This window comes from Nocardioides sp. NPDC004968 (genome assembly GCF_040608935.1).
Classification (GTDB): Bacteria; Actinomycetota; Actinomycetes; order Propionibacteriales; family Nocardioidaceae; genus Nocardioides.
This window is the reverse complement of the sequence record NZ_JBEXJF010000060.1, coordinates 1-14,358: the sequence shown is the minus strand read 5'-3', so window position 1 is coordinate 14,358 and position 14,358 is coordinate 1. Positions and strand designations below refer to the sequence as shown.

The 14,358-nt window shown below is 71.0% G+C and carries 13 protein-coding genes; 4 read left to right on the top strand and 9 right to left on the bottom strand.

The window, feature by feature from the left end; all coding sequences use genetic code 11:
• Positions 1 to 82 precede the first annotated feature (82 nt).
• A complete protein-coding gene (serC, locus tag ABZU72_RS28035) occupies positions 83 to 1,198 on the bottom strand; it encodes a phosphoserine transaminase (RefSeq protein ID WP_355022052.1) in 1,116 nt (371 codons plus the stop codon).
• Positions 1,199 to 1,241: 43 nt separating this feature from the next.
• Here serC and ABZU72_RS28030 point away from each other — a divergent pair, with 43 nt between their 5' ends.
• Positions 1,242 to 1,715 carry a GNAT family N-acetyltransferase gene (locus ABZU72_RS28030; RefSeq protein WP_355022051.1) on the top strand — a complete coding sequence of 158 codons (474 nt, stop codon included), beginning with the start codon at positions 1,242 to 1,244 and terminating at the stop codon, positions 1,713 to 1,715.
• Between the two features lie 58 nt (positions 1,716 to 1,773).
• Positions 1,774 to 2,619, top strand: coding sequence for a PhzF family phenazine biosynthesis isomerase (locus ABZU72_RS28025; RefSeq protein ID WP_355022050.1), 846 nt, complete (start codon positions 1,774 to 1,776; stop codon positions 2,617 to 2,619).
• Between the two features lie 12 nt (positions 2,620 to 2,631).
• Here ABZU72_RS28025 and ABZU72_RS28020 read toward each other — a convergent pair whose 3' ends face one another.
• A complete protein-coding gene (locus ABZU72_RS28020) occupies positions 2,632 to 3,735 on the bottom strand; it encodes a citrate synthase 2 (protein WP_355022049.1) in 1,104 nt (367 codons plus the stop codon).
• 69 nt (positions 3,736 to 3,804) lie between these two features.
• On the opposite strand from ABZU72_RS28020, the gene pdxH reads away from it, so the two are divergent.
• Positions 3,805 to 4,452 carry a pyridoxamine 5'-phosphate oxidase gene (gene pdxH / locus ABZU72_RS28015; protein WP_355022048.1) on the top strand — a complete coding sequence of 216 codons (648 nt, stop codon included), beginning with the start codon at positions 3,805 to 3,807 and terminating at the stop codon, positions 4,450 to 4,452.
• 29 nt (positions 4,453 to 4,481) lie between these two features.
• Positions 4,482 to 6,473 carry a beta-galactosidase gene (locus tag ABZU72_RS28010; protein WP_355022047.1) on the top strand — a complete coding sequence of 664 codons (1,992 nt, stop codon included), beginning with the start codon at positions 4,482 to 4,484 and terminating at the stop codon, positions 6,471 to 6,473.
• Here the strand turns inward: ABZU72_RS28010 and ABZU72_RS28005 are convergent.
• From ABZU72_RS28005 to pnuC, 7 genes are read right to left on the bottom strand one after another with little or no spacing between them, the layout of a single operon-like run.
• Positions 6,457 to 7,821: an AMP-binding protein gene (locus tag ABZU72_RS28005; protein WP_355022046.1), complete on the bottom strand. Its 1,365-nt coding sequence runs from the start codon at positions 7,819 to 7,821 to the stop codon at positions 6,457 to 6,459. The two genes, ABZU72_RS28010 and ABZU72_RS28005, sit on opposite strands and share 17 nt — an antisense overlap.
• Positions 7,822 to 7,823: 2 nt before the next feature.
• Entirely contained in the window at positions 7,824 to 8,450 is a 627-nt protein-coding gene (locus ABZU72_RS28000; RefSeq protein ID WP_355022045.1) for a hypothetical protein, read from the bottom strand.
• The gene (locus ABZU72_RS27995) at positions 8,443 to 10,293 is read right to left on the bottom strand and encodes a hypothetical protein (RefSeq protein WP_355022044.1); all 1,851 of its coding nucleotides are present in this window, start codon (positions 10,291 to 10,293) and stop codon (positions 8,443 to 8,445) included. The genes ABZU72_RS28000 and ABZU72_RS27995 overlap by 8 nt, the downstream gene beginning before the upstream one ends.
• Positions 10,290 to 10,958: a hypothetical protein gene (locus ABZU72_RS27990; RefSeq protein WP_355022043.1), complete on the bottom strand. Its 669-nt coding sequence runs from the start codon at positions 10,956 to 10,958 to the stop codon at positions 10,290 to 10,292. Before ABZU72_RS27990 ends, ABZU72_RS27995 begins: the two co-directional genes overlap by 4 nt.
• Positions 10,955 to 12,520 carry a MoxR family ATPase gene (locus ABZU72_RS27985; protein WP_355022042.1) on the bottom strand — a complete coding sequence of 522 codons (1,566 nt, stop codon included), beginning with the start codon at positions 12,518 to 12,520 and terminating at the stop codon, positions 10,955 to 10,957. Before ABZU72_RS27985 ends, ABZU72_RS27990 begins: the two co-directional genes overlap by 4 nt.
• Positions 12,517 to 13,542, bottom strand: a complete 1,026-nt coding sequence (locus tag ABZU72_RS27980; RefSeq protein WP_355022041.1) for an AAA family ATPase — start codon at positions 13,540 to 13,542, stop codon at positions 12,517 to 12,519. Before ABZU72_RS27980 ends, ABZU72_RS27985 begins: the two co-directional genes overlap by 4 nt.
• Positions 13,543 to 13,558: 16 nt before the next feature.
• Positions 13,559 to 14,182: a nicotinamide riboside transporter PnuC gene (gene pnuC / locus ABZU72_RS27975; RefSeq protein ID WP_355022040.1), complete on the bottom strand. Its 624-nt coding sequence runs from the start codon at positions 14,180 to 14,182 to the stop codon at positions 13,559 to 13,561.
• Positions 14,183 to 14,358: the final 176 nt, after the last annotated feature.

Genomic DNA, 14,358 nt, shown 5'->3' with positions numbered 1-14,358 from the left:
TGAGGGGTTTTCAGAGGTGTGCTATTAATATATAGCCCACCTGACGCCGAGTCGGCTCGTCATGACGAGCCGACTCGGCGAATCAGAGGCGGTCGACGACCCAGTCGATGCAGGCGGTGAGGGCCTCGATGTCGGCGGCGTCGACGGAGGGGTACATCGCAATCCGGAGCTGGTTGCTGCCGACGCCGCGGTAGGCGTCGAGGTCGACGACGCCGTTCTCGGCGAGTACGCGGCGTAGCTCGTCCTTGTCGATGCCGGCGTCGAGCTCGACGGTGCCGACGACGAGAGAGCGGTGGGTGGGGTCCTCGACGAACGGGCGGACGTACGGCGCCTTCTCGGCCCATGCGTAGAGCGCGTCGGAGGAGGCGGTGGTGAGGGCGACCATCGCGTCCAGCCCGCCCGAGGAGTTCATCCAGTCGAGCTGCTCGGCCATCAGGAAGAGCGTCGCGACCGCGGGGGTGTTGACGGTCTGCGCGCTGCGGGACTGCTTGATCGCCTCGGTCAGCGAGAAGAACGACGGGATGTGCCGGCCGCTCGCCGCGATCTCCTCGGCCCGCGCGATCGCGGCAGGGGAGAGCAGGGTCAGCCACAGGCCGCCGTCGGAGGCGAACGACTTCTGCGGCGCGAAGTAGTAGACGTCGCTCTGGGTCACCTCGAGCGGCAGCCCGCCGGCGGCCGAGGTCGCGTCGACGATGGTGAGCTGGTCCGCCCCCGCGCCGGCGGGACGTACGACCGGAGCCATCACACCCGTCGAGGTCTCGTTATGTGTCCATGCGTAAATATCGATGCCGTCCTCGTACGCCGGCACGGCCAGCGACCCCGGGTCGGCCGAGATCACCGACGGGTCGGCCAGCCACGGCGCCGCCTTGGCCGCGGAGAGGAACTTCTTGCCGAACGCCCCGAAGACGGCGTGCTGGCTGCGCTCGCGCACCAGGGCGTACGTCACCAGGTCGAAGAACGCCACCGAGCCGCCGTTGCCGATGACGACCTCGTAGCCCTCCGGCAGCGAGAACAGGTCGGCCAGCCCGGTCTGGACGCGGGCGACGAGATCCTTCACCGGCTGCTGCCGGTGGGAGGTCCCCATCACCGACACCCCGGTCGCGGCGAGCGCCTCCAGGCGGCCGTCGGGCACCTTGGACGGCCCGGACCCGAAACGTCCGTCGGCGGGCAGGAGGTCGGCGGGGATCTGCAGCGTCATAAACCCATTCTCGCAAGTTGCGGGCATCGGCCAGAATACCGACGTGTCTGTTGAGATTCGCCGGGTCGCGTACGACCATCCTGATGCTCAGAAGCTGGTCGACCGGGTCCAGGAGTTCTACGTCGAACGCTACGGCGAACCCGACTACGACCCGACCGTGCCGGAGATGTTCGAGCCGCCCGCGGGTGAGTACTTCCTGGGCTACCTCGACGACGTCCCGGTCGCCTCCGGCGCCTGGCGACGCTCCGGTGAGCCCGCCCTCGGGACCGTGGTGACCGCCGAGATCAAGCGGATGTACGTCGTGCCCGAGGCCCAGGGCCGAGGGCTCGCCAAGCGGATGCTTGCCCACGTCGAGGACTCGGCCCGCAGCGTCGGCTTCGAGGCCATGGTCCTCACCACCGGCGGCCTCCAGCACGAGGCCATCGGGCTCTACGAGGCGCAGGGCTACTCCCACGTCGAGCCGTTCGGCTTCTACAAGGACGACGAGCTCGTCCGCTGCATGGCCAAGAGGCTCTGACCTGGCCGAACGAAAATTCGTTTCGCCGAGGTCCACCTGCGGATGGATGATCCCAGCCATGACCGAGATCTTGCACTACTCCGCATTCACCACCAGCCCGAGCGGCGGCAACGGAGCCGGCGTCATCCTCGACGCATCCGCACTCGACGACGAGCAGATGCTGACGATCGCCGCCGAGCTCGGCTACTCGGAGTCCGCCTTCCTGACCCCCGGACCGAGCCCGGACGACGACCGGTCATTCACCCTGCGCTTCTTCAGCCCCAAGGCCGAAGTGGGCTTCTGCGGTCATGCCACGGTGGCCACCGCGGTGGCACTCGGCGAGCACATCGGCGTGGGCGACTTCGACTTCCACACCGCGGCCGGCCACGTCCCCGTCGCGGTGCGCAACGACGACGGCGTCCTGAAGGCCACTCTCACCAGCGTCGAGCCCCGGGTGCATGACGTGGACCCGGCAGACGTCGCGGAGGCTCTCGCGGCGCTCGGCTGGCGGGAGGACGAGCTCGACGCCGAGCTGCCGCCCAGGATCGCCTTCGCGGGAGTACGTCACCTGGTGCTGGCGGCCGCCACCCGCGAGCGTCTGGCGGAGCTGGACTACGACTTCGACCGGCTGCTCCGGTTGACGGAGCAGCTCGATCTGGCGACGGTGCAGCTGGTGTGGCGGGAGTCGCCGACGGTGTTCCACGTCCGCGACCCGTTCCCGGTTGGCGGAGTGGTGGAGGACGCCGCGACCGGAGCCGCGGCCGCGGCCTTCGGCGCCTACGCCCGTGAGATGGCCCTGGTCCCGGAGGACGCGAGCCTCACCCTCCACCAGGGGCACGACATGGGCAGCCCGTCACTGCTGGAGGTCGACCTGCGCGCCGGCGACCCGCGGGTGCGGGTCACCGGCGCCGCGATCAGGATCTGAGGAGCGGACGGGTCACTTCGCCCAGTCGGCGTTCCAGCCCTCGACCGCGTCGGCGGGGCGGGGGGAGGGGCCGGTGTAGATGGCGCTCGGGCGGATCAACCGGCCGGTCTTCTTCTGCTCCAGGATGTGGGCGGACCAGCCACCCGTGCGGGCGCAGGTGAACATCGAGGTGAACATGTTGGCCGGGATCTGGGCGAAGTCGAGGACGATCGCGGCCCAGAACTCGACGTTGGTCTCCAGGACGCGGTCGGGACGCCGGGCGCGAAGCTCCTCGAGCGCGGCCTTCTCCAGGGCCTCGGCGACCTCGTAGCGGGGCGCGTTGAGCTCGCGCGCGGTGCGGCGCAGGACGCGCGCACGCGGGTCCTCGGCGCGGTAGACGCGGTGGCCGAAGCCCATCAGGCGCTCGCCGGAGTCGAGCAGGCCCTTCACATAGCCGGAGGCGTCGCCCGCCTTCTCGACGTCTTCGATCATGCCGAGCACGCGTGAGGGCGCGCCACCGTGCAGGGGCCCGCTCATCGCGCCGATCGCGCCGGAGAAGGCGGCAGCCACGTCGGCACCGGTGGAGGTGATCACCCGGGCGGTGAAGGTGGAGGCGTTCATGCCGTGCTCGGCGGCAGAGGACCAGTAGGCGTCGATCGCGTGGGCGTGGGCGGGGTCGGCCTCGCCGCGCCAGCGGATCAGGAAGCGCTCGGCGAGGGTCTTGCCCTTGTCGACCTCACGCTGCGGCACGATCGGCAGGTGGATGTCGCGGGCCGACTGGCCGGCGTACGAGAGAACCATGACGGCCACGCGGGCGAGGTCCTCGCGGGCCTGCTCGTCGGAGATGTCGTAGGTCTGCCCGAACCCGAATGCGGGCGCGAGCATGGGGATGGCGGCCTGGACGTCGACGCGCACGTCACCGGTGTGCACCGGCAGGTTGTAGGCCTCGGCGGGCGGCAGGCCGGGGCCGTATGAGCCGTCGATCAGCAGGCCCCAGACGTTCTCGAACGGCACTCGGCCGACGATGTCCTCGATGTCGACCCCGCGGTAGCGAAGTGCCGATCCCTCTTTGTCGGGCTCCGCGATCTGAGTCTCGAAGGCCACGACGCCCTCGAGACCGTGCTGTACCTGGCTCACTGCCGTCTCCCATTCTCCTAGTGTCGTTGCGCATTCTGCCCCACCCGCCCAGAAGATAGGCTCGACGGCATGGATCTGGCGGCTGAGCTGGCGGCAGCACGAGAGAACTACACCCGCAGCGGGCTGCACGAGGACGATCTCGCGAGCGACCCGTTCCTGATGTTCGAGAGGTGGTACGCCGAGGCTCGGGACGCGGGCATCGTCGAGCCCAACGCGATGGTGGTCTCGACCGTCTCGGTGGACGGCGCGCCCTCGTCGCGGACCGTGCTGCTGAAGGGCTTCTCGACCGAGGGCTTCACCTTCTTCACCAACACCGCCTCCCGCAAGGGCTCCGACCTCGAGCACAACCCGCGCTGCGCGGTGCTCTTCCCGTGGCATCCGCTGGAGAGGCAGGTACGCATCGACGGGCTCGCCCACGAGCTCTCCAGCGAAGCCGTCGAGGCCTACTTCTCCCAGCGTCCGCGCGGCTCCCAGCTCGGCGCCCACGCCTCCCACCAGAGCCGGGTCGTCGCTGGGCGCGAGGAGCTGGAGGAGGCCTACGAACGGATCGAGGCGCAGTTCGAGGGCCGGCCGGTCCCGGTGCCCGAGGAGTGGGGCGGCTACCGGGTCGAGCCGGAGCGGGTGGAGTTCTGGCAGGGGCGGCCGGGGCGGATGCACGACCGGCTCGTCTACCTGCGCGATGGCGACAAGTGGCGCACCGAGCGGCTGGCCCCGTGACGGGACCCGCGACGGGACCCGCGACGGGGATGGAACAGGTCACCCAGGCGCTCGGCGGACGGATCGCCTACGGCGCTGACTACAACCCGGAGCAGTGGCCGGAGGAGGTCTGGGACGAGGACGTACGCCTCATGCGGGAGGCCGGGGTCAACCTAGTCAGCGTGGGGATCTTCTCCTGGGCCCTGCTCGAGCCCGAGCCCGGGACGTACGACTTCGGCTGGCTCGACCGGGTTCTCGACAAGCTGCACGCCGGGGGGATCGCCGTGGACCTGGCGACCGCGACCGCGAGCCCGCCGCCGTGGTTCCTCGAGCGTCACCCGGAGGCGATGCTCGTCGACCAGATCGGCAACCCGCGCGCGTTCGGTGCGCGCCAGGCGTACTGTCCCTCGTCGACCGCCTACCGCGACGCGGCCACGACCCTCATCACTGAGCTGGTCAAGCGGTACGACGACCACCCGGCGGTGGTGATGTGGCACGTCAACAACGAGTACGGCTGCCACAACGACCACTGCTTCTGCGACGCCAGCGCGGTGGCTTTCCGGCGCTGGCTGCAGGAGCGTCACGGGTCGATCGAGAAACTCAACGACGCGTGGGCGACGGCCTTCTGGAGCCAGCGCTACACCAGCTGGGAGCAGATCGGGCCGCCGCGACAGGTCTCCTACGGCAACTTCGCCAACCCCGGTCAGCAGCTGGACTGGTGGCGGTTCTGCTCCGACGAGATCCGCGACATCTACCGGGTCGAGGCGGCGGCGGTGCGGGCGCACTCCGACAAGCCGCTGACCACCAACTTCATGGGCTTCCGCAAGTCGCTCGACTACCGCAGCTGGGTCGACGTCGGGGACCTCGTCTCCAACGACCACTACCTGAACGCCGCCGACGAGGACCGCACCCCACAGCTCGCCATGACCGCCGACCTGACCCGCTCGCTGGCCCACGGCGAGCCGTGGCTGCTGATGGAGCACTCCACCTCCGCGGTCAACTGGCAGCCGCGCAACATCGCCAAGACCGCCGGCGAGATGCGCCGCAACTCCTTCCAGCACGTCGCCCGCGGCGCGGACGGCGCCCTGTTCTTCCAGTGGCGTGCCTCGCGCGGTGGTGCGGAGAAGTTCCACTCCGCGATGGTTCCGCACGCCGGCACCGAGAGCCGGCTGTGGCGAGACGTCGTACGCCTCGGGGCGGATCTCTCCGCGATCGCGGAGGTCGCCGGCACCAGGGTGGATCAGGCGAGCGTCGCGATCGTCTTCGACTGGGACTCGTGGTGGGCGGCGACCTTCGACTCGCACCCGTCGGTTGACGTCGACCCGATGGCGACCACCCGGGCCTGGCACAAGGCCTGCTGGGCCCGCAACCTCGGCGTCGACGTCGTGGGTGTGACCGACCCGCTCGAGGGCTACGACGTCGTGGTGCTGCCGGTCCAGTACCTGCTCGCTGACGAGACCGTCGACCGGCTCACCGCGTTCGTCGAGGCCGGTGGCACCCTGGTCGCCACCTACTTCACTGGGATCGTCGACGAGCACGACCACATCCGGTTGGGCGGCTATCCGGGCGCGCTGTCCGATCTTCTCGGCGTGCGGATCGAGGAGTTCTGTCCGCTGCCCGAGGGCGACGAGATCCCGCTGACTGCCTACGGTTCCGGCGCGATCTGGAGCGAGCGCGGCCGTGCCGTCGGGGCCGACGTCCTGGCGACGTACGCCACCGGCGACTGCGCCGGCGACCCGGCCGTCACGCGCAGACGCGTCGGCAAGGGCACCGCCTGGTACGTCGGCACCGAGCTCACCCCCGACGCCCTCGACACCCTGGCCACCCAGATCTTCACCGCGACCAAGCCGGTCGTCGGGGGCCTCCCCGAGGGTGTCGAGGCGACCCGGCGGGTCGGTGAGCAGGGGGCGTACGTCTTCGTCATCAACCACACCCATGAGGCGGTCATCGTCCCCGTCCGCGGCACCGACCTGCTCTCCGGCAACGAGGGCGGCCCGCACCTCGTCCGCGCGGGTCAGGTCGCGGTCATCCGGGAGGGGTGACGACGCCCCGGGGAATGGACGACCGGTAGCGGCGGGGCTTGCCTTCGCCCAGGTCGGCGAGAGTGTCGACGCGGCGGACGGTGACGTCGCGGGCGAGCATGGTGCCGAGGCGGGCGGCGACCGCGCCGGCGTCGCCGCCGGCGATGGTGGCGACGACCGTGCCGTCGGCGGTCTGCTCGACGGACCAGCCACGAGCGCCCGCGTCCTGGAGATGCTGGGTGAGGTCGACGCAGGGGACGAGGGTGCCGACCGGGGTGGTGAAGACGGTGGCCTCGCGCCCTTCGAGGGCATCGATCGCGAGCCTGCCGTCGACGCGAACCAGGCGGCCGGTGTCGCCGGTGCGGTAGCGGACCAGGGGCAGAAAGGCGTTCTCACCTGCGGTGACGACGATCTCGCCGATCTCGCCCTCGGGGAGCGGCGCACCGTCGGCACCGAGAATCTCGACGTGGACCCGGCGGTCGGCGACGACGAACGGGCCGCCATCGGTGCTGACCGCCACCGGCCGTGTCTCGTGCAGCCCGTAGACGTCGATCACGGGGCACTGGAAGGTCCGCTCCAGGTCCGCGCGCAGCGTCGCGCTCAACGCCATCGCGGAGGAGATGATCGCGATCGGGCATACGACGTCGCGGAGGTCGAGGAGATGCTCAAGCGACGTGGGGTGGCCGGAGACCACCTGCGGGTCGGCGTCGCGCAGGAACGCCCGCTGCTGCTCCGTCGCCCACTCGCCGGGGTGCAGGTTGACCCGCGCGACGAGGCTCTCGCCGAAGCCGGGTGCGACCGAGACGTACGTGAACGCCTGGCGCTGCCACACGACCTGCACCACGGCGAAACGAGCCGGATCCGGCGCCCAGCCGCCGGTCAGTCCGGCGACCAGGTCGCGCAGCCAGTGGAACCCACGGGCCAGCTCGTCGGGGTCGTCCGGCATCACCAGCGCCGCCCCGGTGCTCCCCGAGGAGGTGCCGTGCAGCATCCGTCCGTAGTCGGCGTCCAGCGGCACGAACCCGCCGATGTCCTCGACCAGGTTCTGCCGGCTGATCAGCGGAAACTCACCGAGGGTGTCGAGCGTCCCCCGATGCCGACGGTACGCAGGCAGTGACCGCGCCACCGCCAGGTGCTGCTCCAGCCAGCCCGCGAGCGGAAGCTGTGACCGGGCCGCCTCCTGCTCGGCCGGAGTGAGCCGGTGGCCGACCCGGTGCCGCCAGACGGGCGCTGCGGGATGGTCGTCCGCCGCGGCCAGGCGAGCTTCTCCGGCGGCCGAGAGCCCCGGCCAGCGTTCGGCGTCGGTGAGGGCGGCCGAGGCCATCGGGGTGTATTCGGCCAGGTCAAGCGGGTCCTGTGTCTCGCTCACGGTCACTCCGGGCTGTAACGGCTGGCGGCCTCACGCGCTCGCGCGTCCTCCAAGCGCCGCCGGATCTCGGAGCGGTGCTCCCGGTCGCGCCGGGCCCGTTCGAGCGCCTCGGCGCGGGCGGCGGAGTCGAGGCGCGACAACAGCGCGCGGGCGTTGCGCTCGTCCTCGCGGGCCGGCAGCTGCCCGTTCCACAGCAGGAAGGTCCGCGCCGCCTCCTCCCGGCGCTCGGCCTCCTCGAGCCAGCGTTGCGGTTCGACGACCGCGGCCAGGCGTAGCGAGAGCGTCAGCAGCGCCCGGTCGAACCGGTCCTCGCGCAGCGCGGCCGAGAACGGTCCCGCCAGCTCCTGCGAGGCGACCAGCCACAGGACGACCCCGGCTCCCTGACGCGCGGCTGTCTTCCCGGTCGCGGCCACCCTCCGGGCAGCCGCGATGAACTGCCCGCCGGAGGTGTCGAGCACGTCCCCGGCCAGCGCCACGATGTCGACGGCGTCGTCGAGGAACCACGACGGCGTGGTCGAGATCCGGGCCATCACCTCGTCGACGGACGGGCCCGGCGCCAGCCCGTTCCAGGCGGTGTCGAGGTCGAGCTCCTCGTCGAGCCAGGCCTCGAACAGCTCCTCGTCAGCCACGGGTTGCTCCTTCTGGGGTGTAGGCGGCGATCCGGGCGGCGAGCGCCGCGCACGCCGCGGGCGCCTGCATCACGTCCGGGATCTCGGCGACGTCGTAGCCGAGCCGTTCGGCCTGCTCGCGCGACTGACCGCGCCAGTGTCCGATGATCATCAGCGACCCGGTGTCGATCACGCGCCGCACGGCGGGGGCCACATCGGCGTACTCCTCCTGGCCGCGGCCCAGGAATGTGTCGAGCCCGGCGTCGGAGAGCACCACGAGGTGGCGCTGTCCTTCGGCCGGCGGTTGGTTCTCGGGATAACGGCCACGCAGGAGGTCCAGGGGAAAGGTCGTGCCGCCGCCGAAATAGGTGGTCAGCTGGCGCATGATCTCGACCCGGTCGCGCGTGTAGGCGCTGTCGCCGGCGACCTGGCCGGCCGAGCTCCACGAGGTGACCCGCACCCGCCCGCCGCCGCGCAGCACCGAGAGCGACAGGATCGTCCCGGCGACGATCGCGGCCGAACCGCGCTGCGGGTTCGTCATCGACCCCGAGGAGTCGAGGTAGAGATCGAGCAGGACCGGCTCGTACGCCGGCTCGGGCTCGTCCGCGATGAACGTACGCCGCCGGGTGGTCACTCCCGGCACGAACACCGCACCCGTGGTCAGCGTCGCCGGCCAGTCCAGCTCGGCCAAGTCGTCGCCGAGCTCCCACTCCTCCAATGGGCCGGGGATCGCGGGGCCGGCGGGAGCGAGCCCGCGCTGTACCAGGGGCGCTACGTGTGGGCGGGCCTCGGCCTCGTACCAGGCCGCCATCACCGCGTTGGGGTCGGCACCGGCCATCAGCTCCAGCGTCCGGGCCAGCCCGAGCGCCTGCCCACTGCCGTCGGAGGCGGCCGCGGCGGCGTCACCCTCGGCGAGGACGACCTCGGCGTCGTCGGGGTGCACCAACGGCTTCTGCAGCCGTGGGTCGCCGATCGCACCGGCGAGCTCGGCCGCGCTGGGGGCGCCCGGCGAGTCCTCGTGGCACCCGCTGCTCTTGAAGCCCAGCAGCAGGTAGGGCGCCATCACCATGGCCCAGGGCACCGCGCCGCTGACCGGGTCGGCGGCGAGCGTACGCACCACGTCGGCCACCGTCGTCGCGTCATGAGCCGGGTCGAGGCCCGCTCGTGGGTCGTACTCGAGCTCGGCGACCTCCCGCTTGGCCTGGTAGGCCTCGTTCCGCTGCTTCGACTTCGAGCCGTGCAGGCGGCGCCGGGCGTTGCGGAGCTGTTGCTCGTAGTCCGACTTCCACCGCATCGGCGGCTCGGGCCAGGCGAGGTCGCCCTCTGGCAGTCGCCAGAGGAGCTCGTACGCCCGCTGCACCACCCACCACAGCGCGTTGTCCTCCGCGCCGCGCAGACCCTTGGCCAGCGCAGGCGCCGCGAGGGCCCGGGTGAGCTGCACCATGTCGGGGGTCTCGTCCGGGGCGAGCCGGGCGCGCTGCAGCTGCATCACCCGGTCGTTGATCAGCATGTCGGACCACAGGTTGGCGCAGAACCCGCTCGCGGCGACCAGGTCGAGGCGGTGCTGCCGGTCGTAGAGGTCGATCACCCGCGCCATCTGCTGACGGATCTTCAGCGAGTCGACCCGGGTGCTCGGGGAGAGCACGTGATGGCCGATCTCGTGAGCGAAGACGCTGGTCAGATGCCCTTCTCCGCCGTGGCGGGCGAGCTCGCCGGGGTCGATGTTGACCTCCGGCGGGAACCCGAACCAGGCGAAGCTCTTTTCGTCGGAACCGGTGTGCACGACCGGGTCATGGAGATCCACGCCCCACAGGTCGAGGGCCGCCTCCCAGGCCTCGCGCTCCGTCGCGGTCGGCGCCCTCACGCGGCCTCCCGCACGACCTCGAGCAGGTAGGACGTGGGCACGCTGACCACCCGGACGCCGCGGTCGCCGGGGTCGCCGGCGTCCGCCGGGTCGTCGCCGGCCAGCGAGACCGAGTGGCCGAACAGGTCGGCGTCGACCGCCCACAGCTCCTCGCCGACCTCCACCAGCCACCGGCCCTCACCCGCCGCGATGACGTCGCCAGGGTGCGCCAGCCAGGGTCCGCCGAGCCCGGCGAAACCGCCGATCCGGGCGATCAGATAGGCACGGCCGAGCTGCTGCCAGGCGGGCCAGAAGAACCGGTCCGTACGCTGCCCCTCGACGAATCCGGCCACGTCGGTCCCCGGCATCCCGAGTGTCGCGCCGACCGCGTCCGCCAGCCCGGCGTCGAGACAGGACGACGCCGCTCGGAGGGCATCCTTGCGCAGGCCGATGACTCCTGCGCGCCAGGCAGCCACGGCGGCCAGCTCCTGGACCGCCGCGGTCTCGCGCACGCGCGAACCCGCGGCCAGCCCGGCGATCAGGGAGGCGCCGAAGAGCCCGGTGTCCCCGCCCCAGCGGGCAACGTTGGCGACGGCCAGATCCAGATCGAGGCCGGTGACGGCAGGCAGCGAGACGGGCTCGCGAGCCGCCGAGGCGTTCACCGAGTGGCCAGGACGCCGGATCATGAACCTTCCAGCCAGTGGAGGTAGTTGGAGTAGCGCTGGTGGAGATACTTCAGCGCGACCAGATCGTCGTAGTCGCGGCCGTAGATCTTGCCGACCTTGGAGATCCGGCCGACCTCCGACTCGATCCGGGTCAGCCGCTGCGAGACGGTCAGCCGGTCGAGCCCGTCCAGCCCGCCCCCGAGCTCGGCGAGCAGGTCGCCGACGGGGTCGGAAGCGTCGAGGCCGAGCGCGACGAACTGCTTCATCGCGGTGTCGAAGAGGTCGACGAGCCAGGAGGCCGGGTCGTGGGCGAGCTCCCTGTCGCCGGCCTCGAAGCGCGGGTGCTGCGGGTTGGGCAGCAGCTTCCCGCGGAGCACGAACGGCACCATGGCGCGCACGTCGTCGAGCCCGACGGACGAGGCGCCGCGGAACCAGGCCGAAGCCTTGGCGTACAGGATCAGGGTCTGCAGCGCCCGCACGGAGAGTCCGTTCAGGGTCTGCGCGCCGAGGTCGACGACCAGGTCGGCGCCGGAGTTGGCGTCGATGACCGCGCTCACGTCGCCGCCGGCGGTCGCGACGACGTCCTTGGTGCGGTACTCGAACCGCCGCCCGCCGTGCTGCACGAACTCGAACTGCCCGGTGAAGTACTCCAGCTTCCGGCGTACGTCCGCGGGCAGCGGGACCGCCCGGATGGCGGCCAGCATCGTTGTCTGCTCGTCGGCGGAGAAGACCAAGGAGGACGGCACGTGCTCCTCCGGCCGCTCGCCGGCCTCGACCCGGGTGACCAGCTCGTCGAAGAAGCGGCCGTTGAAGCCGAACGCCTGCACGGTGACGTCGAGCCGATCCTTGAGGGCCTGGATGACCTGGAAGGTGCCGCCGCCGGAGTCGTCGTTGGCGGTGAAGAACCAGCTCTCGACACCCTCGTCCGGGGCCGTCCGGCGCAGCTGGTCGTGGCTCTCCACATAGCCCTCGGCGACCATGGTGAGCAGCGCCGACTGGGTCTTGGTGGGGATGCGGTTGTACTCGTCGACGATCTTGACGCATCGGGTCAGCCAGGACTTCCAGGCGATCGTGATCTCCGCCAGCGACCCCGCGCTGACGAGGTCGCGCGGCAGCGGCAGCCCGACCAGATCTGACACGGTCAGCTGCGGCTGCCCCTGCTGGAGGTGGCGGCGTACGTCCTCCGGGGTCGCCCCGGACAGCACCCCCATCAGCACCGCGAGGGTCGTCTTGCCGCGGCCGGGCCCGCCGATCATCAGGCACTTCCCGCCGACCGCGAAGGTGAGCAGCGGCAGCAGCACGTTGGAGGAGTACGCCGGCTGGGTCGGCAGCGTGATCTCCGCGCCGGCATCGCCGAGGGGGAACCGGTTGGCCTTCGCGGCGTCGAACTCGACGTCGTAGAACGGCGAGATCACCGCCTTGTTGACCAGCCAGAAATACGTACGTCGCAGCTTCTCGTCCAGCTCGACGGTCTCGTCCGGGGACCTGAAGAGGTCGGCGGCGGTGAGGCCGTCACGCGGCCCGCCGTGCTGGACGTGCGGCACGGTCGGCGACGCCGAAGTCTTCTGCCATCGGTCACTCATCTACCCAACTCCTCCAATGACGGACCGATCCGGTTGCTTAGCCCGAGCAGTGGCTCGAGAAACTCTTGGGTGGCGGTGAGCCGCTCCTGCACGCTGCCGCGGACCTCGATCCACGGCACCTCCTGCTCGGCCAGCACCTCGCGGAACCGCTCCTGCATCCGGTGCCGGACGTGCTCGCCGTCGCGCATCCCATCCTGCACGAACGGGATCTCGTCCCCGGTCAGGACGTACGCGACCGGCCGGTGTGCCGCGGCGCGTTCGACCAGGTGGTCGGGGGTCGGGCCGACGTAGCGCTCGTGCCACAGCGTCGTCGCGAGCACGTCGGTGTCGCAGACCAGGACCGGCTTCGGCACCCGTCTGCGGGCGGCGTCCTCCCAGCCGATCTGCCGGTCGACGATCAGATCGAACTCGTCGCTGCGCCAGGGGGTGAACAGGCCGCCGGGACGGATCTCGGACCAGAGCCGGCCGTACTCCGGGACGCAGTGGGTGCCCAGGTCGGCGGCGAGTCTCTCGGCCAGCGTCGTGGTCCCGGTCGACTCCGCGCCGAGCACCACGACCCGCTCGGTGAGCCAGGCGCGGACCGGAGCCGGTAGCTCGGCCCAGTGCTCGGTCAGGTCGGGGCGTACGGCGGTGCCGGAGACGGGGTTGAACACTCGCCCGGGGTCGACCTGGACCCAGGTCGCGCCCAGCCGCCGGGCGAGCTCCTCGCCGTACGCGTCGGAGGAGAAGACCGCGTCGACCGGGCCCGGGAGCAGCTCGGAGATGACGACCATGTGCTCGTCCCAGGCCGCCGGGTCGTCGAAGTCGACCCGGGCCTCGTCCATCGCGGCCACCACGTGGGCGGTCGGGTGCTCCTCGCGCAGCCACTCCGCGCGCACCTCGAGCGGGATGGTCTCCACCTGCGAGCCGAGGAGCTCGACGGTGACCCGGTCACATGCCCGCAGCGCCGCGCGGATGAGCGCCTGGTGGCCGGCGTGGAACGGGTAGAACTTTCCGAGGACCAGACCGTGCCCGTATGCCATCTCAGATGGGTACGGCTCAGACACCCGCGACCTCCGGCTCGCGCTGGCCGACCAGCACTCGGCGCCAGTCCCGCAGCGCGACCAGGACGATCGCGCAGAAGCCGAGGTAGAGCACGGCGGTCGGCCACAGTCCCTTGTAGGCGTACAGACCGACGGAGACGACGTCGACGGCCAGCCAGACCAGCCAGCACTGCCACCAGCGGCGGTTGAGCATGATCTGCGCGATCACGCTGCCCGCGGTCACCGTGGCGTCGGGAAGCTCGGTCGTGGAGTCGGTTAAGGCGAACAGGACGTACGCGATCGCCGCCAGCGCCACCACGAACCCCAGCGCCAGGAGCAGCAGCGTCCGGGCCGAGGCGACCCCGACGAACGCCTCGTCACGGCGCAGATGGGCCTCCGACTCCCGACGCCGGGCCCTGGCCCAGTCGACCCAGCCGGTCACCGAGAGCACCATGAACATGATCTGCAGAGCCGCGTCGGCGTAGAGCGCACTCTCGGCGAAGACGACCAGGTAGAGCGCGGTGTTCGCGATCCCGATCGGGTACGTCCACATGCTCCGCCGCGCCGCCAGGATCACGCACGCCGCCCCGGTGACGACCCCCGCGATCTCGACCCAGTGCGCCACCAACCAACTCTGCATGGCCGAACCCTATGGGACGCGAAGGGCCCGGATGCTCGGGTTGAGCATCCGGGCCCTTGGTAGGAATCCCCGGTTAACCGGTGAAACCTGCACTTCTCAGGTGTTGCAATGCCAGAGAAGTGGAGGGGTTACCCGTTTAACCTGTATAACTGCACCACCAAAAACACCGACCCCCC